At 62.8% G+C, this 20,731-nt stretch carries 21 protein-coding genes; 12 read left to right on the top strand and 9 right to left on the bottom strand.

Annotation, left to right across the window (positions count from 1 at the left end; translation table 11 throughout):
- Positions 1–10: 10 nt before the first annotated feature.
- The 3 genes from GO014_RS00605 to GO014_RS00595 all read left to right on the top strand — a co-directional run bounded on the left by GO014_RS00605 (position 11) and on the right by GO014_RS00595 (position 2,176).
- Positions 11–847 (top strand): ABC transporter ATP-binding protein, encoded by an 837-nt coding sequence (locus tag GO014_RS00605; protein WP_157288709.1) that lies wholly within the window; start codon positions 11–13, stop codon positions 845–847.
- Positions 844–1,578, top strand: coding sequence for an ABC transporter ATP-binding protein (locus GO014_RS00600; protein ID WP_157288708.1), 735 nt, complete (start codon positions 844–846; stop codon positions 1,576–1,578). Before GO014_RS00605 ends, GO014_RS00600 begins: the two co-directional genes overlap by 4 nt.
- A gap of 109 nt (positions 1,579–1,687) precedes the next feature.
- Positions 1,688–2,176, top strand: coding sequence for a GAF domain-containing protein (locus GO014_RS00595; RefSeq protein ID WP_157288707.1), 489 nt, complete (start codon positions 1,688–1,690; stop codon positions 2,174–2,176).
- 58 nt (positions 2,177–2,234) lie between these two features.
- Here GO014_RS00595 and putA read toward each other — a convergent pair whose 3' ends face one another.
- Entirely contained in the window at positions 2,235–5,606 is a 3,372-nt protein-coding gene (putA, locus tag GO014_RS00590) for a bifunctional proline dehydrogenase/L-glutamate gamma-semialdehyde dehydrogenase PutA (RefSeq protein ID WP_157288706.1), read from the bottom strand.
- Between the two features lie 121 nt (positions 5,607–5,727).
- Between putA and GO014_RS00585 the strand changes: the two genes are divergently transcribed.
- The 9 genes from GO014_RS00585 to GO014_RS00545 all read left to right on the top strand — a co-directional run bounded on the left by GO014_RS00585 (position 5,728) and on the right by GO014_RS00545 (position 13,096).
- Complete coding sequence (locus GO014_RS00585) at positions 5,728–6,195, top strand: Lrp/AsnC family transcriptional regulator (RefSeq protein WP_157288705.1); 468 nt, start codon at positions 5,728–5,730, stop codon at positions 6,193–6,195.
- Positions 6,196–6,258: 63 nt separating this feature from the next.
- Positions 6,259–6,987: a precorrin-6A synthase (deacetylating) gene (gene cobF, locus GO014_RS00580; protein WP_157288704.1), complete on the top strand. Its 729-nt coding sequence runs from the start codon at positions 6,259–6,261 to the stop codon at positions 6,985–6,987.
- A gap of 33 nt (positions 6,988–7,020) precedes the next feature.
- Positions 7,021–8,238, top strand: coding sequence for a precorrin-3B synthase (gene cobG / locus GO014_RS00575; protein WP_157288703.1), 1,218 nt, complete (start codon positions 7,021–7,023; stop codon positions 8,236–8,238).
- Positions 8,235–8,867, top strand: coding sequence for a precorrin-8X methylmutase (locus GO014_RS00570; RefSeq protein ID WP_157288702.1), 633 nt, complete (start codon positions 8,235–8,237; stop codon positions 8,865–8,867). The genes cobG and GO014_RS00570 overlap by 4 nt, the downstream gene beginning before the upstream one ends.
- Positions 8,864–9,589 carry a precorrin-2 C(20)-methyltransferase gene (locus GO014_RS00565; RefSeq protein WP_343030689.1) on the top strand — a complete coding sequence of 242 codons (726 nt, stop codon included), beginning with the start codon at positions 8,864–8,866 and terminating at the stop codon, positions 9,587–9,589. Before GO014_RS00570 ends, GO014_RS00565 begins: the two co-directional genes overlap by 4 nt.
- Positions 9,586–10,341 carry a precorrin-3B C(17)-methyltransferase gene (locus GO014_RS00560; protein ID WP_157288701.1) on the top strand — a complete coding sequence of 252 codons (756 nt, stop codon included), beginning with the start codon at positions 9,586–9,588 and terminating at the stop codon, positions 10,339–10,341. Before GO014_RS00565 ends, GO014_RS00560 begins: the two co-directional genes overlap by 4 nt.
- Entirely contained in the window at positions 10,338–11,549 is a 1,212-nt protein-coding gene (gene cbiE, locus GO014_RS00555; protein WP_157288700.1) for a precorrin-6y C5,15-methyltransferase (decarboxylating) subunit CbiE, read from the top strand. The genes GO014_RS00560 and cbiE overlap by 4 nt, the downstream gene beginning before the upstream one ends.
- Positions 11,546–12,307 carry a precorrin-4 C(11)-methyltransferase gene (gene cobM, locus GO014_RS00550; protein ID WP_157288699.1) on the top strand — a complete coding sequence of 254 codons (762 nt, stop codon included), beginning with the start codon at positions 11,546–11,548 and terminating at the stop codon, positions 12,305–12,307. Before cbiE ends, cobM begins: the two co-directional genes overlap by 4 nt.
- Before the next feature lie 12 nt (positions 12,308–12,319).
- On the top strand, positions 12,320–13,096 hold the full coding sequence (locus GO014_RS00545) for an SDR family NAD(P)-dependent oxidoreductase (protein ID WP_157288698.1): 777 nt from the start codon (positions 12,320–12,322) through the stop codon (positions 13,094–13,096).
- Between the two features lie 7 nt (positions 13,097–13,103).
- Here GO014_RS00545 and GO014_RS00540 read toward each other — a convergent pair whose 3' ends face one another.
- The 8 genes from GO014_RS00540 to GO014_RS00505 all read right to left on the bottom strand — a co-directional run bounded on the left by GO014_RS00540 (position 13,104) and on the right by GO014_RS00505 (position 20,716).
- A complete protein-coding gene (locus tag GO014_RS00540) occupies positions 13,104–13,919 on the bottom strand; it encodes an inositol monophosphatase family protein (RefSeq protein WP_157288697.1) in 816 nt (271 codons plus the stop codon).
- Positions 13,916–14,752 (bottom strand): glycerophosphodiester phosphodiesterase, encoded by an 837-nt coding sequence (locus GO014_RS00535; protein WP_157288696.1) that lies wholly within the window; start codon positions 14,750–14,752, stop codon positions 13,916–13,918. The genes GO014_RS00540 and GO014_RS00535 overlap by 4 nt, the downstream gene beginning before the upstream one ends.
- A gap of 1 nt (position 14,753) precedes the next feature.
- Positions 14,754–15,788, bottom strand: a complete 1,035-nt coding sequence (locus GO014_RS00530) for an ABC transporter ATP-binding protein (protein ID WP_157288695.1) — start codon at positions 15,786–15,788, stop codon at positions 14,754–14,756.
- 10 nt (positions 15,789–15,798) lie between these two features.
- Positions 15,799–16,635 (bottom strand): ABC transporter permease, encoded by an 837-nt coding sequence (locus GO014_RS00525; RefSeq protein WP_157289750.1) that lies wholly within the window; start codon positions 16,633–16,635, stop codon positions 15,799–15,801.
- 28 nt (positions 16,636–16,663) lie between these two features.
- Positions 16,664–17,548 (bottom strand): ABC transporter permease, encoded by an 885-nt coding sequence (locus tag GO014_RS00520; RefSeq protein ID WP_116589620.1) that lies wholly within the window; start codon positions 17,546–17,548, stop codon positions 16,664–16,666.
- Positions 17,545–18,696, bottom strand: coding sequence for an extracellular solute-binding protein (locus GO014_RS00515; protein WP_116589619.1), 1,152 nt, complete (start codon positions 18,694–18,696; stop codon positions 17,545–17,547). The genes GO014_RS00520 and GO014_RS00515 overlap by 4 nt, the downstream gene beginning before the upstream one ends.
- A gap of 451 nt (positions 18,697–19,147) precedes the next feature.
- The gene (locus tag GO014_RS00510; protein WP_157288694.1) at positions 19,148–20,161 is read right to left on the bottom strand and encodes a LacI family DNA-binding transcriptional regulator; all 1,014 of its coding nucleotides are present in this window, start codon (positions 20,159–20,161) and stop codon (positions 19,148–19,150) included.
- Between the two features lie 66 nt (positions 20,162–20,227).
- On the bottom strand, positions 20,228–20,716 hold the full coding sequence (locus GO014_RS00505; protein WP_281351113.1) for an Lrp/AsnC family transcriptional regulator: 489 nt from the start codon (positions 20,714–20,716) through the stop codon (positions 20,228–20,230).
- Positions 20,717–20,731 lie beyond the last annotated feature (15 nt).

Raw genomic sequence — 20,731 nt, 5'->3', positions numbered from 1 at the left:
GCAAGAGCTGATGACCGCCCCCCTCCTCAGTGTTCAAAACCTGCGCGTCAGCTTCCCAACCCATACCGGGCGCGTCGAAGTGGTGAAGGGTCTCAGCTTTACCCTGGGCCGCGAACGCCTTGGCATTGTGGGCGAGAGTGGTTCGGGCAAATCCATGACCGGCCGCTCGATCCTCAAGCTCATCCGCAAGCCAGGTGAAGTCACCGCAGACAAGCTCGAATTCGACGGCATCGACATTCTGAGCCAGAGCGAAAAGCAAATGCGCGCCATTCGCGGCGCCCGCATTTCCATGGTCATGCAGGACCCGAAATTCTCGCTCAACCCGGTGATGACCGTGGGCGAGCAGATTGCCGAAGCGCTGGTGACGCACCAGAAGCTGCCGCGCCGCGACGTTCAGGCACGGATCATCGAGATGCTGCATGCCGTGCGGATCAATGATCCCGAGCGGGTGGCAAAACTCTATCCGCATGAAGTCTCGGGCGGCATGGGCCAACGAATCATGATCGCCATGATGCTGATCCCGGAGCCTGAATTGCTGATTGCCGACGAACCGACCTCGGCGCTCGACGTATCGGTGCAGGCGCAGGTGCTCGATATTATCGACGAGCTGGTGCGCAACAAGGGAATGGGGCTGATCCTGATCAGCCATGACCTTAACCTGGTCAGCCGCTATTGCGACCGCATCCTGGTGATGAATGCGGGCCAGGTGGTTGAAGAATGCGCCGCTGGTCAGCTCGAAAACGCTCAGCACCCCTACACAAAGGGCCTGCTCGCCGCCATGCCGGTGATCAACGAAACCCGCGACGAACTCCCCGTGCTCGACCGCACGCAATGGGCCGGCACATGAACGCCATAGACCTCAAAAATCTCGATATTGCCTATGGCGACACCAAGGTCGTCTTCGATGTGAACCTCTCCATTCCCGAGGGCGAAAGCTTCGCCCTGGTTGGTGAGAGCGGTTCGGGCAAATCCACCATTCTGCGCGCCATTGCAGGTCTTGCCCCGGATTGGACCGGCGACATTTCCGTCATGGGCGGGGCACGGAGCCATCATGTCGATCGCAATGTGTCGCGAAAGGTGCAGATGGTATTTCAGGACCCTTATGGGTCGCTGCACCCTCGCAAGACCATCGACGCGGCGCTGAGCGAACCGCTGGCTATTCATGGCCTTGGCAATCGGGGCGAGCGGGTCGAAGCCATGCTCACCGCGGTAGGTCTGGACCAGCGTTTCCGCTTCCGCTTTCCGCACCAGCTTTCAGGCGGGCAGCGCCAGCGCGTCGCCATTGCCCGCGCCCTGATGCTCGAGCCCAAGGTGATGCTGCTGGACGAACCGACCTCGGCGCTCGACGTGTCCGTGCAGGCCGAAATCCTCAACCTCTTGAAGCGTCTCCGGCGCGAGCAGGGGCTGACGTTTCTGCTGGTAACCCACAATCTGCCCGTGGTGAGCTTTCTCTGTGATCGCCTAGCGGTTATGCGCCATGGCCGCATCGTCGAGGTTGCTGATGTCGCCCAACTCAAATCCGCCGACCTCAAAGAGCCCTATTCCCGCGAGCTGCTCGCCGCCACCGAGGGCGGGTAAGGCTGGCAGCGCGGTTGGGACAGGTCCGATCCTACAACACCTTCGCCACCCGGCGAATCCGGGCGCACCACTGCGGACCACACTTTTAGTATTTTCAGGACGACCCCAGATGACCACCACCGAAGCCCTCGCAACCTTCGACGCCGCCATCGCCGTGGCGCAAACCGCCGAGGCTGCCTACAAGGCCCTGCAGGATCTCGCTCAAGCCAGCGTGGGCGCCAAGCTCTTCACCATCATGACCGTCGATATGGCCGCTGATGTTGCCCGCCGCGCCTATACCAGCGATCCGGTGAACTATCCGGCATCGGGCACCAAGCCGATCAATTACGGCCCCTGGTTCGATATCGTCCACAAGGAGCGCCGGTACTTCGTCGCCAACACCATCGAGGACATCGCCGAGGTCTTCTTCGATCACGAACTGATCAACCAGCTTGGCTGCCAATCAGTGGTCAATATGCCGATCATTCTTGGCAACGAGCTGGTTGCCACCATGAATATTCTCGATGTCGAGGGCTACTACACCCCGGAGCGCGTGCAGATGGTGCGCGATGTCCTCTCCATTCCGGCAAAACTGGCATTGCTGGTCGCCGAAGGCTGAATGCATCAGGGGGCGGGTCCCGCCACCCCTGCAGGGAGAGACGGGATCTGCCTTGCGTCTAGAGCGCCGACGCCATCAGCGATGCGTTGCCACCTGCTGCCGTGGTGTCGATGCAGACATGGCGCTCAAGCTGAAGCCTGCCGATATCCCCTGGACCTGACAGCAAGGGCATTAGCGCGCCGGTCCTCTGGCTCAGCGCCCTGCGGATGCTTCTGAGCTGATTTTCATCACCGAACCAAGCCACTGCATCGAAGTCCGTTCCCAGGCGCAGCTGCTCCAAATCCACGTCGCCGCTTTCGAAGCGACAACCGCCTTTTTTGGCCATTTCGATCTGGCCAGCCAGATCTTCCGGCGTGGGTCCGAGGCAAAGCAGCGTCCCGCGTGGGACGGCACTGAGCCTGTTGCTCTCACCTGTTGGTCCCGGAAGGTCGAGAACGCCTTGCTGTAGTGATGAGCTGCCTTGCGTGAACCGTGGCAGATAGTGTGGACCGCCGGCCTTGGGGCCTGTTCCAGAAAGACCCTCACCGCCGAAGGGCTGGCTGCCAACCACGGCGCCGATCTGGTTCCGGTTCACATAGATATTGCCGACGTGAACAGCGTGCGCCAAACGCTTCACACGCGAAGAAATGCGGGTATGCATGCCAAAGGTCAGGCCGTAGCCCGAATTGTTGATGGCAGAGATGACCTTTTCGAGTTCGTCACCGTTGAAGCGCGCGACATGGAGGACCGGGCCGAAAATCTCCTCGGGCATCTCCTCGATGCCGGCCACCTCAAGCACCGTAGGGGCGACAAATGTGCCGCCATCTGGTGCCACCAGCTGGTGCACTATGCGATCCTGCCGCGCCGCGACATAGGCATTGATCTTGTCCCGCGCCGTCGCATCGATGATGGGACCAATGTCATTCGCCAGGTTCCAGGGGTCGCCGAGTGCAAGTTCGTTCATGGCGCCCTTGAGCATCTCCATGGTCCGTTCATACGCCTCCTCCTGGACATAGAGAATGCGCAAGGCCGAGCATCGTTGACCGGCCGACTGGAAGGCCGAGGCGATGATGTCGCGAACCGCCTGCTCGGTCAGCGCAGTGGTGTCCACCACCATGGCATTCAGGCCACCGGTCTCCGCAATGAGCGGGGCATGGGGCGATAGATGCTGGGCCATGGCCTGTTCGATGCGCCGCGCGGTTGGTAGGGAACCCGTGAAGGCGACGCCCGCGATGGCGGGGTTGGACGTCAGTTGCGTGCCCAACTCCGGTCCGCCGGGCAGCAGTTGGACGGCATCCGCGGGCACCCCGGCCTCATGCATCAATTGGACCGCACGCCAGGCAATGAGCGGGGTCTGCGGCGCCGGCTTGGCCAGGACCGGATTGCCGGCCACCAGCGCAGCGGAGACTTGCCCGGTGAAAATGGCGAGTGGGAAATTCCAGGGCGAAATGCAGGCAAAGGGGCCGCGGGCCGGGGCTTTCAGCTTTTGCGCCTCATCGGCGTAATAGCGCAGGAAATCAACGGCTTCGCGCAGTTCGGCAACCGCATCCGCCCAACTCTTGCCGGCCTCGCGGGCCAGAAGGGCGAAGAATTCGGCAGCGTTGGCCTCATAAAGATCGGCAGCACGCCGCAGCATGGCAGCGCGCTCGGCAACCGGCACTTCGCTCCACCGCGACCCGCTCGCCGCCGCGATGGCCTGCTGTACCTGTGCCCCGTTCGCCTGCCGCACCTCACCGACTGTGTCGGAATTGTCTGCCGGGTTCGCAACCACGATCATGGAGTCACCACTCGCGTCCATCGCACCCAGGCTGGCCGCTCGCCAGCGATGCGTCGCAAAGCCCTTCCGCGCCGTCTCCATCGCTCCGAACGCAACGGGGTCCGACAGGTCCAGCCCCTCGGAATTGCGGCGGCGGCCAAAGATCGCCGCAGGTTGCGGAATGGCCGGATTGGGGATGGCATCGCCCAGTGCCAAGAGCTTGCCAATCGGATCCTCGGCCACCGTCTCGGCCGGAATGTCGTCATCGGCTATCTGATAGACGAAAGAGCCATTGGCCCCGTTTTCCAGAAGACGCCGCACCAGATAGGCGAGCAGATCCTTATGTGCACCTACCGGCGCATAGATACGCGTGGTCGTCCCTTCGGCCTTGCGCAAAACATCGTGCAATTGTTCGCCCATGCCGTGCAACCGCTGAAACTCGTAGCTGTCCTTGGTCCGGCCGCACTGCTGAGCCAGATACAGTACAGCGGCTGCGGTGTGGGCGTTGTGGGTCGCGAATTGCGGGTAGATGTGTTCGGCCTCGAGCAGCTTTCTCGCAGCTGCGATATAGCTGACATCGGTCGCCGCCTTGCGGGTAAAGACCGGATAACCCGGCAGACCCATAACCTGCGCGCGCTTGATCTCGGCGTCCCAATAGGCCCCCTTGACCAGACGAACCATGATCCGGCGATCCAGCCGGGCGGCAGTTTCCTCCAGCCATTGGATCAGCGGCAGGGCGCGCTTGCCATAGGCCTGCACCACTACACCAAAACCGTTCCAACCGGCCAATTCGGGCGCTTCGAGCACAGCTTCGATCACGTCGAGCGAGAGGTCGAGCCGGTCGGCCTCCTCAGCGTCGATGTTGAAGCCCATATTGGCCTTGGCCGCGACCAGAGCGAGCTGACGCGTGACCTCGACCAGTTCGGTCATCACGCGCTCGCGCTGAGCAAATTCATAGCGTGGGTGAAGGGCGCTGAGCTTTACCGAAATGCCCGGATTGTCGCGCACTGAGCCGTGAATGCAATGCGGTGCCAAAGCGTTGATGGCGTTGAGATAGGCGTGAAAATAGCGCTGCGCGTCCTCAGCCGTGCGGGCTGCCTCGCCCAGCATGTCGTAGGAATAGCGATAGCCCAGAGCCTCGGGTTTTTTGGCATGCGCAACGGCTTCGTCGATGGTTCGGCCAAAGACGAACTGGCTGCCCATCAGGCGCATGGCATGGCTGACAGCGGTGCGGATGACTGGTTCACCCAGCCGCGCCACGGCCCGGTGCAATGCCGATTTCGGGGCGATTTCGGGATCGCCCAGCACCTCGGCGGTCAGGTTCAGCGCCCAGGACGAAAAATTGACCAGGGGGCTCTCGGAGCCACCGAAATGGCGGGCCCAATCGGCGCCGCCAATCTTATCGTGGATCAGGGCGTCAACCGTTTCGCTGTCGGGCACCCGCAGAAGCGCTTCCGCCAGCGACATCAGCGCCAGGCCTTCCTCGCTGTCCAGGCCATATTCGGCCAAAAAGCTCTCCATCAGGCCCAGCTTGCTGCTGTTGCGGACAGCCTGAACTAGATCGACGGCGCGCTGCGAAATCAGGTCGCGGGCGGTTTCGTCAAGGCCTGTCTGGCCGATCAGGTCCCGGACGAGCGTGGTTTCCTCGGCATGGAGCCGGGCGCGAAGCAATTGGCGAGGTGGGGTCTGTGGCATAATCGGTCAATCCTGAAGCTCAGGCCCATGATGCCAGAAACGCTATGGCCGTTTCGCCCAATCTGCTACGCGTGGGCAGGCGATTGAAACATCAGATCGTCATGAAATTAGAGAAACGCCTATGAAATTTCCGCCTGGCAGTCCGTTGGACCACATCGACCGGCGCATCATCTACGAATTGGCCAGCGATGGCCGGATCAGCGTTGCGGAATTGAGCCGGCGGGTCAATCTGTCCAAAACGCCCTGCCAGGCCCGTATCCGGCGTTTGGAGCATGAGGGCTATATCCTGGGCTATCGGGCCGTGATTGACCCGACGCGCTTGGGCCTGCCGCATGTGGCCTTTGTCGAAGTGCGTCTCAGCGACACTCGCAAGGCAGCGCTGGACGCATTCAACAGGGCCGTGCGCGCCCTGCCCGAGGTCGAGCAGGCACATATGATTGCTTCGAGCTTTGACTATCTGCTCAAGGTCCGCACCAAGGATATCGCCGCCTATCGGGAGGTGCTGGGCGAGAAAATCTCGGCTCTGCCACATGTCGCGCATACCTCCACCCATGTTTCCATGGAAGCGGTCAAGGACGACACGGAATAGTCACGCCTTGCCAGGCGAGCGACGCTCTGCCATTGCAGCAGGACCAATGGTGCGGGGGCAACCATGAAAACCATATATGTCGTCGGGATCGGAACTGGTTGCGCCGAGCATGTCACGGTCGCCGCGATTGACGCCCTTAACCGGGCCGATGTGCTTTTCATTCCGGACAAGGGCGCCAACAAATCCGATCTGGCCGATGTTCGGCGCTCCATCATTGCCCGCCATGTATTCAGGCCGGATCCGCGCCAGATCGGTTACGCCGTACCCAGGCGCGACGCACAAAGCGCCGATTATGGTGAGGGCGTCGCTGACTGGCACCGGACCCTTGCTGACATCTACGCAATGCTGATTTCCGATGTCCCCGAGAATGGCACCGGAGCCTTTCTGGTCTGGGGCGATCCGGGACTCTACGATTCCACGCTGCGCATTCTTGAACATGTTGCCGAGCCTATCCGGGTTGAAGTCATTCCGGGCATTACCGCTATTCAGGCCTTGACGGCTGCCCACGGCATTGCCCTCAATCGCATCGGCGAGCCGGTGCTGATCACGCCGGGCCGCAAGCTTGGCGCCATCACCACCGACACTGTGGTCATGCTGGATGGGCAGATGGCGTTTCGCGATGCAGACCCCAATCTTGAAATCTTCTGGGGCGCCTACCTCGGCACGCCCGACCAGATCCTTGTCGCCGGACGGCTGGGCGATGTGTGCGAAACCATCGCCAACACGCGCACTCTGGCCCGTGAGCGCCATGGCTGGATCATGGACACCTATCTTCTGCGCAAGCCGGAGTAGTGCTGCCAAACGCGGGCTGATAATGATGGGTGCATGACTTTGGCACCAACGAGCAGCCCTCGCACATTGCTGACCGGGATTGTCGCGGAACCCGCTAGACGCGGCGCCTGTCCAACCCTTTACGCACCGATGCAGACCGGCGATGGACTCCTGGCGCGTGTCCGCGTTGCCCGAGCCAGACTGACACCCGCAGACTTGGCCGCTATTGCAAAGATGGCCGACCAGCATGGCAACGGTCTCATCGAGATCACCGCGCGGGGCAATCTCCAGGTCCGCGGCCTGCGACCCGATACGGCCCCCGCCTTCGCCGAGGCTGTTGCTGCCTTATTGCCTGTCGAAACCGGGCTTACAATCGACATCTCGCCCATTGCAGGCGATGATCCGGAAGAACTCGCAGATCCGCGACCCCTGGCAGATGCCATTGGCAGGGGCGCCGCTGGGATGGCCGAGCGGCTCGGACCCAAGGTCAGCGTGGTGATCGATGGCGGTGGTCAGATCTGCCTTGCTACGCTCAAGGCCGACATACACCTGCGGGCACAGCCCCGCATTGGCTGGGCCGTGACGCTGGGCGGCGGCAAGCCGCAGCATATGGACGACGAGGGCGCGGTGACGACGGCCTTGGCCGCATTGGGCGCGCTTGCCGCAATCGGTCCCGAGGCAAGAGCAACCGATCTATTCCCGGTACGGGATAAGGTCTCAGGCCCCGCCAGCTCTGCGGCCTCGCGCGTATTGGTGCGCTGGCGCTCCAGTCTCGACCTTGCTCAAGGCCATAGCCGGGCCATCGCCCTGCCATTTGGCGCGGCTCGCAGCGCCGAGATTATCGCGCTATGCGACGCGGCGATGGCCAGCAAGGTCACGAGAATACGGCTGGCACCGGAGCATATCCTGCTGCTCGATAACGCACCTGATGCGCTGATTGCACAGGCGGCCGAACTGGGTTTCATCACCAGGGCTGATGATCCACGCAACAGGATTAGCGCGTGTATCGGCAGCGGCGGCTGTGCTTCGGGTCATATTGCGGCGCGCGAACTTGCGGTTCAGCTCGCACCCCGCCTGCCGACCGGCCAAACACTGCATGTCTCGGGGTGTTCGAAGGGCTGCGCCCATCCGCACGCTGCTGACCTGACCCTGGTCGGCCAGACGGACGGGATTGGCCTTGTCTTTGCCGGCCGCGCAGGCGATACGCCTTCCAAGCTTCTGGATGCGGCTGCGCTTAGCGCTGGCGCTGTTCCTTTTCAGGGTGGGCGATGACCCAATATGACTACATCAAGGATGGCGAAAGCATTTACCGCCAGTCCTTCGCCATCATTCGCGCCGAGGCCGATCTGAGCCCATTCGCCGATGACGAGGCCGAATTGGCCGTACGCATGATCCATGCTGCGGGCCTTGTCGAGGCAGCGGAGCATTTCGCCTTCAGCCCCGGATTCGTCACTGCGGCACGGATCGCGCTCAACGCCGGTGCACCGATCCTGTGCGACGCCGAAATGGTGGCGCGGGGCGTAACCGCCGCCCGCCTGCCAGCCGACAATGCGGTCATCTGCACGCTGCGCGATCCGCGGGTGCCAGCGCTTGCGACAAGCATTGGAAATACGCGGTCCGCAGCGGCGCTGCATCTGTGGGACGAACAGCTCGAAGGCGCGGTGGTAGCCATTGGCAATGCTCCCACCGCTTTGTTCCACCTGCTCGAAATGCTGCGCGACGGCGCCCCCAGACCCGCCGCCATTCTGGGCATGCCGGTGGGCTTTGTCGGCGCCGCCGAATCCAAGGACGCACTGGCCCTCAATTCCTATGGTGTGCCCTTTGCCATCGTGCGTGGCCGACTGGGCGGCAGCGCCATTACTGCTGCCTGCCTCAATGCCTTGGCGAGGCCGGGCCTGTGAGCGGGAAACTCTATGGCGTGGGCACTGGGCCGGGCGATCCGGAATTGCTGACCCTCAAGGCAGTTCGCACGATATCGCAAGCGGATGTCGTTGCCTATTTTGCCAAGCGCGGCAATGCGAGCAATGCCAGGGCAATTGCAGTGGCCCATTTCCGTTTGGGCCAGATAGAGGAGGCACTGGACTACCCGGTGACCACCGAGATCGACCGGCGCGAGAATGGCTATAAGGACCAGATCGAAGCCTTCTATGCCGAGGCCGCCGGGCGCATTGCATCCCATCTCGACGCCGGGCGAAGCGTTGCGGTGTTGAGCGAAGGCGATCCCCTGTTCTACGGCAGCTACATGCATATGCATCTGCGCCTCGCTCCCCGCTACCACACTCAAGTCATTCCCGGCATCACCGCGATGTCGGGCTGCTGGTCGGAGGCGGGGCTGCCGCTGGTCCAGGGCGACGACATATTGACCGTGCTGCCTGGCACGCTGGAGCGGGACGAACTGGCCCGGCAGCTGGGCAATACCGAGGGCGCTGTCATCATGAAGCTTGGCCGCAATCTGGCAAAGGTGCGCGCCGCCCTCGCCGATGCCGGCCGGCTCGGCCAGGCGGTCTATGTCGAACGCGGTACGACCGCCAATGGTCACTCCATCCCCCTAGCCGACAAGAGCGATGACGTTGCGCCCTATTTTTCACTGGTGCTGGTGCCCGGCTGGAGCAATCGCCCATGACCGGCAAGCTCGTCATCGTCGGCACCGGTCCGGGTAATCCCGAACAGACCACGCCACAGGTGCGCGACGCCATCGCCGCCGGGGAACAGTTTTTTGGCTATGCCCCATATCTCGACCGGCTGAACCTGCGCCCCGACCAGCGCCGAATGCCTTCGGACAACCGGGAAGAGATCAGCCGGGCCCGCGCGGCGCTCGATGCGGCATCAAAGGGGGCCTCGGTCTGTGTGGTGTCGGGAGGCGATCCGGGCGTTTTCGCCATGGCCGCGGCCGTATGCGAGGCCATCGAGACCGGCCCTGAAACCTGGCGCCGGCTTCAGATCACCGTGCTGCCTGGCGTCACTGCCATGCTGGCCGTCGCCGCCCGCGCCGGGGCGCCGCTGGGCCATGATTTCTGTGCCATTTCGCTTTCGGACAATCTCAAGCCCTGGGAATTGATCGAGCGCCGCCTGCGCGCCGTGGCCGAGGCGGGCCTGGTCATCGCGCTCTATAATCCGATCTCCAAGGCCCGACCCTGGCAACTGGCCACCGCCTTCAAGATCCTGCGCGAGGCACTGCCGGTGACGACGCCGGTGATCTTCGGCCGCGCCGTGGGCCGTCCGGACGAGCATTTCGCGGTGGTCCCGCTCGGCGAGGCAGATCAGCAAAGCGCCGACATGGCCACCTGTGTCATCATCGGCTCGGCCGAAACCCGGATCATCGAGCGGCCCGGCATGGACCCGCTGGTCTATTCGCCACGCGGGGTGGGCATATGACCGGACGATGGCTTTCGGTTATCGGCATCGGTGAAGACGGGCTAGACGGGCTGTCGCTGGCGGCCCGCGCGGCCGTTGGCGAGGCCGAAATCGTCTTTGGTGGCGAGCGGCATCTGGCATTGGTAGCGCCTATCGTTTCGGGCGAGACGCATGTGTGGCAAACGCCATTCTCAGCGTCGATCGAGGCGGTGCTGGCCGCGCAGGGCCACAAGGTTTGCGTGCTGGCTTCCGGCGATCCGTATTATTATGGTGTCGGCGCCACGCTGAGCCGGCGGATCGACCCGGCGCAAATGCTTGTCATTCCACAACCTTCTGCATTCAGCCTGGCTGCTGGCCGGCTGGGCTGGCCATTGCAGGAGGTCGCTTGCGTGTCGCTGCACGGGCGGCCAATCGATCTGATCCGGCCGCATCTGCATCCGGCGGCGCAGATATTGGCACTGACGTCGGACCAGCATGGACCTGGGGCGCTGGCGGCGCTGCTGGTCGAGGCGGGATTTGGCCGCTCGATCATCACTGTGCTGGAGGCCCTGGGGGGGCCAGATGAACAAATCCGTTCGCAAATGGCGGATGGCTTCATGCTGGGCGACATCAACCCGCTCAATGTCTGCGCCATCACTGTCGCGCCGCTGCCGGGCGCGCGCGTACTGCCACTGACGCCGGGGCTTGACGACGCGCTTTTCGAACACGACGGACAGATCACCAAGCGCGACATCCGCGCGGTGACCCTGGCCGCATTGGGCCCGCGGCGGCACGAGCTGCTCTGGGATATCGGCGCAGGCTCGGGGTCAATTGGCATAGAATGGATGCTGGCCGATCCCAGCCTGCGCGCCGTGGCCATCGAGAGCGATCCAGACCGTGCCACCCGTATCATGCGCAATGCGCGCAAGCTCGGGGTGCCGGAGATGCGCGTGGTTACGGGCAAGGCACCACTTGCGCTCACCGGGCTGGACGCGCCCCATGCTATTTTCGTGGGTGGTGGCGGCACCCATCCCGGTGTGATGGACGCGGCAATCAACGCACTGCGGAGCGGCGGTCGGCTGGTTGCCAATGCGGTGACCCTAGAAATGGAACAGGTGCTCCTCGCCCTCTACGCCCAGCATGGCGGGGAACTGGTGCGGCTCTCGGTTGCTCACGCGGCGACGCTGGGCACGGTTACCGGCTGGCGGCCGGCCATGCCCATCACCCAATGGCGATGGAGCAAGCCATGACGGTGCATTTCATCGGCGCCGGTCCGGGCGCAGCAGACCTGATTACGGTGCGGGGCCGCGACCTGCTCGCGCGCTGCCAGGTTTGCCTCTATGCCGGGTCCATCGTACCAAAGGACATGCTCCAATGGTGTAGGGCAGACGCTCGGCTTATCGATACCGCTCCGATGTCGCTCGACGAGATCGAGGCCGAATATATTCGCGCCCGTGACGCTAATGAGGACGTAGCCCGGCTGCATTCGGGCGACCTGTCCGTCTGGAGTGCGGTGGCCGAGCAAATGCGGCGGCTCGACCGGCTGGGCATTGCCTATACGCTGACGCCCGGTGTTCCGGCCTTTTCGGCAGCGGCGGCAGCGCTGGGCCGTGAATTGACCATACCGGCGGTCAACCAATCTGTCGTCCTCACCCGCATCGGGGGCCGCGCGTCCCCCATGCCCGAGGGCGAAACGCTTGCCGCATTCGGCGCCACCGGAGCGACCCTCGCAATTCATCTGGCCATCCATTCGCTCGCGCGCGTGGTTGCCGAGTTGACCCCGCTCTATGGGGCGGATTGCCCGGTGGCCATCGTCGCCCATGCCAGCTGGCCAGAAGAGATAATCATCCGGGGCACGCTGGGCACCATCGAGCGGGCATTCGACCCGGCGATTGAACGCACAGCGATCATCTTTGTCGGCAAGGGGTTGGGCGCACAAGACTTTCGCGAAAGCGCGCTTTACGATCCCGATTACCAGCGCCGCTTTCGCGGACGCGACGGACTTTAGGAGGCTCATCCAATGGCAAATCTCACCCTTCCCGAACTCAACGGCAAGGCCGTGCTCATTACAGGCGCTTCCACCGGCATTGGCGCTGCCCTGGCCAAGGCCTTTGGCGCGCAAGGCGCCATGGTCGGCGTGCACTATAATTCGAGCGAGGATGCGGCCCGTGCGGTGGCAGATGCCGTCGAGGCTGCCGGCGGCAAGGCACATCTGGTACGTGCAGATGCCTCCAAGTCCGGGGCCATTGCCGGAGCGGTGGAAGAGACCGCGGCTGCGTTTGGGCGGCTGGATGGGCTGATCAACAATGCCGGAGGCATGGTGGCGCGCCTGCCCTATGCCGAGATGACGGACGAGCACTATGACGCGGTGATGGACCTCAATGGCCGATCCGTGCTCGCCGCAACGCGGGCCGCATTGCCGCATATGAAGACCGCGGGTGGCGGCTTTGTCATCAACACCACCTCCATCGCCGCCCGCAACGGGGCCAGCGGTGGCGCGGGGCTTTATGGCTCGTCCAAGGCCTTCATCGCCAATGTCACACGCGGCATGGCCAAGGAGTTCATTCCCTTCGGCATTCGCGTCAACGCGGTGGCACCGGGCGTGATCGAAACGCCCTTCCATGAGCGCTATTCGACCGAAGCCCAGCTCAAGGCCCAGTTGGCAACGGTGCCGCAGGGACGGCTTGGTGTGGCCGAGGACTGCGTCGGCGCCTATCTGTTCCTGGCCTGCGCAACTCTGTCCGGCTACATCATCGGCCAAACCATTGAGGTCAATGGCGGCATGCTGATGCCGTAAGGGCCGATCAGGCCGCCGGATTTTTACGCGGGACATCCTTGAGATGGTCGAGCAGATAGGCCTGGGTCGCCGCATTGGCGACGATCAGGCATCCTGTCTGCTCGTAGATGTCCGGCCCCCTGCCCCACCAATCGGTCACGACCCCGCCGGCCTCCTCGACCAGCAGGATGCCGGCGGCGGTGTCGACAAAGCCGGTTTCTTCGAAATAACCAGTCAGACGCCCGCAGGCGACCCAGGCACAGCTATTGGCTGCACTGCCCACGATCCGCACGGCCCCGATGGGGGCACGAATGGCGTCGAGCCGGGCATAGGCGCCCGGATGAAGCGACAGGTTCGGTGTGGGCAGACCCGTGCCGACGCACATCATGGCGACGTCGGTCGAGCGGCTGACATGCAATCGTTCGCCATTGAGAAAGGCACCGCCTCCCATTTTGGCGGTAAACATTTCGTCAGCGACCGGGTCATAGACGAGACCGCACAGGGTCCTGTTGCCGCGCCGCAGCGCGATGGTGATGGTGTAGTGCTGTCCATTGAGGAAGTTCGTGGTGCCGTCGATCGGGTCGACCAGCCAGCGATGCTCGGGATCGGATCCGTCCACGGGGGCGAATTCTTCCCCGGTCAGGCTCCAGGTCGGATCGATCTCCAAGAGACGTTTGCGGATCAATTGTTCGGACTCGCGGTCGGCGTCGGACACGAAGTCCCCGGGTCCCTTGATCCCGATTTCAAGCTCCCGGAAGCGCTTGAAATGGGCCTGAGTCAACGTGCCCGCCTCACGGGCGGCGGCAATCATGGCTTTAAGTATGCTGTCGTAATCAATGCTCATGGTGCAAGGGCCGCGTGCAGCCCCTCCGGATCGTCGGTTGTAATCTGGTCAACCTGGAGCGCCAGCAGGCGCTCTATCTGCTCGAGGCTGGCCGGGGTGACCTGGCGAATTGTCCAGGCGTCGACACGCTTGCCCACGGCATGGATGGGTCCGACGATGTCGAACCCGGCATCCTGGGCGGACAACACGATCTCATAGGCCAGGTAAATCATGTCGGCCTGTGGTGCAGCGGTCAGGGCGTCTCCGATAAAGCTGGCGAAGTCGCCGGTGGCTTGCAGCCGCGCCAGGGAGTCGCCGTAGCAGGGGTCATACCCCGTCTTGAGCGCAGGCACGGCGCTGGACAGTGTTCGAATGGCGCCGATGTCGCCGCCCGAGAGGATAAAGGCATCTGCGACCGGTCCGACGCTATTGGCGAAATTGGCGATGGTCCGATCATCAAGCGCCGCGATCTCTTCCTTGAAGTCGAGCTGGAGCAGTGCCCCCTCCTGGGGCGGTTGCTCGGTCAGTAGGGCGCAGAGGTCTTCGAGCAGCATCACCCGGTCGGGCAGGACGGCACCGGTATTGTCACGCAGATGCAGGCCACGCAGGACGTTGGCTGCAGTGTCGCGCACCTGCCCGGTGCCCGTGGTCTCCTTGTCCAACTCGAAATTGTGCAGCACAGCGCAGCCATGATCGGCATGGATGACCAAATCGACTTCGACGCTTGCGCCCAGCCGCAGGCCCTCGAGAATACGCGCGCCGGTAAACACCGGGTCGGTCGCCTTGCGGCGGGCGCGATGCCATTTGAGCCAGGTCCGGTGACCGTCCCGATCAAAGTAGAGCGGATCGACCATCCTAGCTCCGATAGACGCGTGCATTGTCACGATAGGCCGCCATGGCCTGTGGCTTGAGGTTGACCTTTTGCCCCTCGCTGAAAAGATCGGGGTGCGCAACCATGGCTTTGAGACGGGTGCCATCGCCGAGGTCGAGATCGACCAGGCCGTGGGTACCGTAATCGGTCACCCGGTGTACCTGGGCGACACCCGCTTCGGCGGCTTCCAGGTCCAGCGCTTCGGGCCGGATGGCCAGGGTGGCCGGGCCATCCGGGATCGGGATATCGATCCTGAAATCGGCCCGGGCGAAGCGGCCTTTGGACACCTCGCCCTCTATCAGGTTCATGGTTCCGATGAAGCCGGCGACAAAGGGAGTCTGGGGTTCGCGATAGACCACATCCGGGCGGTCGATCTGCTCGGTCCGGCCGTCGCGCATGACGACAATGCGATCGGCCATGGCCAGCGCCTCGTCCTGGCCATGGGTGACGAACAGGGTGGTGATCTTGAGGCGCTGCTGGATATCCCGAACCTCCTCGCGCAGCCGCTCGCGCAGATGCTGGTCAAGGCTGGCAAAGGGTTCGTCGAGCAGGAGGATCTTGGGCTCGAGCACGAGCGACCGGGCCAGCGCCACGCGCTGCTGCTGCCCGCCCGAAAGCTGATTGACACCGCGTGTGCCATAGCCCGCCAAGCCGACCAGTTCGAGCACGGCCTCGACCTTCTCGGTAATCTGTTCCTTGGGCAGACCGCGCAGCTTGAGACCGAAAGCCAGATTCTTGAACACGTTCATATGAGTCCAGAGCGCGTGGCTCTGAAACACCATGCCGGTCGGCCGGCGCTCAGGCGGAAGCTGGGTGATGTCGTCGCCATCAATGGTCATCAGGCCCGAGGTGGGCCGCTCGAACCCGCCGACCATGCGCAGCAAGGTCGACTTGCCCGAGCCGGAGGGGCCAAGCAGGCAGACTAGCTCGCCATCGCCCACTTCGAGCGAGAAATTGTCCACCGCGACGGTCGGGCCGGCGAAGATTTTGGAGACGTCGGTAATTTTCAGAACGGACATACTTGTTTCCCTAGCCGCCAAAACCGCGGGCGAAGGCGCCGCCACCAATAACGCGGCGGGCGAACATGAGAGCGATGAAGGAGGGCACCCACAGCATCACCGAAAGCACGGCGCCATATTGGATGACCATCTGGTTGTTGATGAAGGAGATCATCAGCACCGGCATGGTGCGAATGCCCGGCGCCCCAATCAGCCAGGCGCCTTCGGTCTCGTAGAAGGTACCGACAAAGCTGAGCAGAACGGCTGCGGCAATTGTCGGTCCGGCCTGTGGCAGGGTGATCGACCAGAACACCCGGAAGGGCCCAGCTCCAACGTCTCGCGCCGCTTCTTCCATGCGCCGGTCCACCGACTGGAAGGCGGCCACCGGAATCCAGATCATGAACAGCAGCGTGCCCACGAGCTGGATCAGCACCACGCCCCAGAATGTGCCGATCAGATTGAGTTGCAGGAAGATCGCGGCGATGGCGATCAACAGCCCGAATTTGGGGAAGGCATGGCCGGCCAGGAACGAGAAGAACAGCACATTGCGGCCCGGAAAGCTCAGGCGTGCGAAGGCATAGGCCGCCGGCAGACAGATGGCCGCCGAGAGCAGAGTAACCACGGTCGAGAGCTGCAGGCTGAGGGTCAATGCGCTCCAGACGTCGGCGCGGGTCAACGTCTGGTTCCAGAACCGCAGGCCGAACTGCTGCGGGATGACATTGGGGTAGCGCCAGACTTCGGTGAAGGCCCAGACCCCGACAACCAGCAGTGGCAGGATCACCGCAGCGGAAAGTACGACGGCGAAGATGATCCCGGTCCAATCCGTCGGAATGCGGACGGGGATGGACTTGCGCCGACCGGAGGCCATGACAAGTGCGGGAGCAAGCTGTTTCATCTCACTTCCCCTGATTGCGTGCGACCGAGCGCACATAGAACAGCCCGAAGGCGATGCAGAAGCAGAAGGTGATGACCGCCTGGGTAATCGCGTTGAGCGGGTCATTCACCTCGCGGAAGGTGCGGTTCATGAATGGCCCCATCATTTCGGGCGATGCCGGCCCCAGGAGATACGGGAGGGTGAAGGACGAGAAAATGCCCAGCACCGCAAAGGAAATGGCGACAAGCACCGAATTGGAGATGCGCGGCAGAATGATGTGCCAGAACACCTGGAGACGATTGGCGCCGACATCGCGCGCCGCCTCGATCGCCTGATTGGCGACATTGCCCAGGCCCGAGAGCAGGATCAGCACCGTCAGCGGGATATTGTCCCACACCAGCCCGATTACCGGCCCCCAGGGGGTGAGATAGGGCGTACGGATCTTTGGCAGGCCGACCGAATTGAGCAGGATATCGACCATGCCATTGGGACCCAGCACGCGGATGAAGGCATAGGCCAGGATGATCGAGGGCACGAACATGGGAAAGATCGCCATCGCCTGCACATAGGCTGGCAGGCGGCCGGCCGAGAAGCGCAGGTAGAGCGAAATGGGCAGGCAGATCACCAGCAGCAGGATGGCGCACATCAGCGTCGTCCAAAGCGTGATGGTCAGGTTGTTGATCGAGTACTGGTCGGAAAAGAAAAAGACATAGCTGTCGAGATTGAAGCCGATGGCACCGGATTCATCGGGGCGCCATAGGGTGCGCACAATGGCATTGATGATCGGCCAGATCACCAGCCAGCCAACCAGGAAAACAGGGATCGCGACGAGCAGGAGGCCGGTGGGCCTCCTGCTGTCATTGCTGTCGATAAGCGGCCGAGGTGCCGCCGGAGCCGCGTCGGTCACGAGTTGCGGTCGACGTTGGGAGCAACGTTGCGGTACCAGCCGTCATTGATCGGGCCGGACCAGTCGCCACCGGGGAAGGTCGGGATGGTTTTCGGCACGATGTCGGCGAAGCGCTCGCGCAGTTCGGGGGCGACATAATCCCAGCTCACGCCCGGGAAACCGCCAAGTTCGGTCAGGATGGCGCTCTGGATTTCCTCGGACAGGATGAAATCGGCCAGCTTGAGCGATGCGTCGCGATTGACACCGTTCTCGATGACGACGGAGCGGGTGAAGCCACCGGCCAGCGCCAGGTCCTGAAGCTGCACAAGGCCGGTATCGGCGGGCAGCACGCCCTGGTCGATGGCCTGGAGCACCTGGTCGGACCAGACCGGGGTCATGGTGACCACGCCCTGCGCCAGCAGTTGGATCGACTGGGTATTGCCCGAGGAATAGGCGCCGTTGTCATAAAGCGACGGGGCGATGTCCTGCAGCAGTTCCCAGGCTTTGCCGAGTGCCTCGTTGCCAAATTCCTCGGTATAATTGTCGACTGTGAAGGCCGAGGGATCGAGGCCATTGGCCTGGTGAATGGCGCGACGCACGAAATTGCCGCCCGAACCACCCTTGTCGGGACGGTTGTAAACGAACTGGCCGGGATTGGCCTTGATCCAGGCGACCAGATCATCCCAGTTCTTGGGCGCATCGGCAGCGCTGAGCTTGGTGCTGTCATACGCCAGGAGGACCTGCGACCCGCGATAAGGCAGCGAGTAATCGCTCTCGATGGCCAGGGGGTTGACCTTGTCGTAATTGGACAGGCCGGCTTCCTTGATATTGGCGTAGATGCCAGCCTCGATGGCGCCGGCCGGCAGTTCAGCATCGGCAGATTCGAAGAAATCGGCCTGCGGATCGGTGCCTGTCTCTTTCGCAGCCATGGCGCGCTCAGCGATCGAGATTATGCCGGCGCCATCGCCCGCATCGACCAGATTGATCGACACGCCCGGGTTGGCGGCCTCGAAAGCCGGCTTTACCGTATTGGTCCAAAAGTCGAGGATGTTGCTGTCCGAGCTGGTGTACCAGTCGATCACACCTTCGGCTGCGAAGGACATGCGGGGCAAAAGGGCCGAACCGGCCACAATACCCGCAGCGGAAATCATGAAGTCACGACGTTTCATGTTCTTTCTCCCATCATGGTGACCGGGGCGGCCACCGCGCATTAACATGCCGAATGCGGAGGCGGCGTATCGGCTTGTGGCCGAGATGACGAACCCGGATCGGCACCGGATCGCCCGCCTCATGGGCCTCCTCCCTCTTCGCTTTGACGGACGGAAGGCGGTCCCAATCTCAAGTCGGGTTGCACCTGCCGCGATACGCCATCGCAAGAACAAGACAACACCGAATAGCGATTGCACACAAGTGCATTTTTTCGCTCTAATGAGGACCTAAATAGGGGCATTACATAACGCTTTGATGACACAGCTTCTTTGCACAGCTGTGCAATAACTCGCGCATCGCGTTGCAAGCATGGGCGCAAACGGCAGAAAACTGCGGCTTTCGGCGTGGATCGCGGCGCCACGCAATAGCGCCGAAATGGGCTGGCCAGCGCGGTCTGCAGAAGGTAATCGGCTAGCGCTTGCCGGGGCGGACGGATCGCCGCCAGACCGGGATCGGCTCGATCATGCGGCGCTCCGAAACAGCGCGTTGCGGCTGCAGCAACAAGTCGACAACTTCGTCAGCCATGGGGTTCAAGGGCTGCCGGAATGTGGTCAATTGGTAAGATGCCCAGCCGGCCTGCTCGATGTCGTCAAACCCGACAACGCAGAGATCATCGGGAATGGTGAGGCCAAAATCCTGGCGCGCCACATCCATGAAACCCAGAGCCAGCAGATCGGTCACGCAGAACACGCCATCCGGCGCTTCGGATCGTCCGAACACCCGGCGGGCCGCCTCCTGACCGGACTCATAGCTGGTCGGCCCGGCTTCGGTCACCACCACCTGCACCCCCTTAGCGGCGGCCGCCTCGACGAACACGGTTTCGCGCTCAACTAGGCTGGCCGTGCGCGCGTTTGAGGTGATCAGCCCCAATCTCTCACACCCGGCCCGGCGCAAAAGGAACAGTGCCTCGCGCCCGGCCATGGCGTTGTCGACGCCGAGATTGCTCGAGCCCTGCAGCCGCTCGTCGCGGTTGATCAGGATCACCTGCTGGCCATTGGCGAGGCAGGTTTCAATCAACGAGGCGGGCGGCGTGCCGGAGAGCACCACGGTGGCGTCGGCCCGGTAGTTGAGGGTCTGGCGCAATGCGGCAGATACGCTTTCGGTATCGGTCTCGGTATTGATCACCATGGTGATCTTGCCCGAAGCCTGTAATTTGCGGGTGAGTACATCGACCATGCGGGCGCGGATGGGAGTCGTCATATCGGCCACCACCAGACAGACGATATTGCTGCGCTCCCGCAGGCCGCGCGCCAGATGATTGACGTGATAGCCCAGCGCATCGGCCGCCTCGAGCACCTTGCGCCGGGTGGCCTCGGAAACGCTGGCGCCATCTGTAAAGGTACGCGAAACCGCCGAACGCGACACGCCGGCCCGATCGGCCACCATTTGCGCGCTGACAAAGGACGGAAGTTTCAAATCGCTCATCGCCTAGCCCTGCCACAGGATGGCGGCGATAGTGAAGTGAAAAACCGGGGCGTCAAGCGTCGCCGCCTAGATCGGCAGGACCCGAGAGAATTTCACCGCGCCAAGCGAGAAGCTACTCTCGATATGCGCCACACCATCGAGCTGGGTGAGCCTTTCGCGCAGAAAGTGCTCGTAGGATTCAAGATCGGCACAGACGACACGCAGCAGGAAATCGAACTGGCCAGTCATCAGATAGCACTCCATCACCTCCGGCCAGCGACTGATCGCAGCACCGAAGGCATCCAGGTTGCGCGCCCGTTGCTGCTCGAGCTTGATGGAGATGAAAACCGAGACCGGCAGACCGACCGATTTCTGCTCGATATTGGCGCTATAGCCGGAAATGACACCGTCCCGCTCGAGCTGCCGCAATCGGCGCAGGCAAGGCGAGGCAGAAAGGCCGACCTTGTCAGCCAGAGCCTGAACCGTCATGCGGCCATCCTCCTGCAGTGCGCGGAGGAGCTTTCGGTCGATGGGGTCGATTCCGGACTTGGTGGTTTCCGCCTCAGATTGCGCCAATTTTGTCGATATCCT

Origin of the sequence: Devosia marina (assembly GCF_009758415.1) — a bacterium.
Lineage (GTDB): Bacteria > Pseudomonadota > Alphaproteobacteria > Rhizobiales > Devosiaceae > Devosia > Devosia marina.
This window is presented reverse-complemented; position numbering and strand designations above follow the sequence as displayed.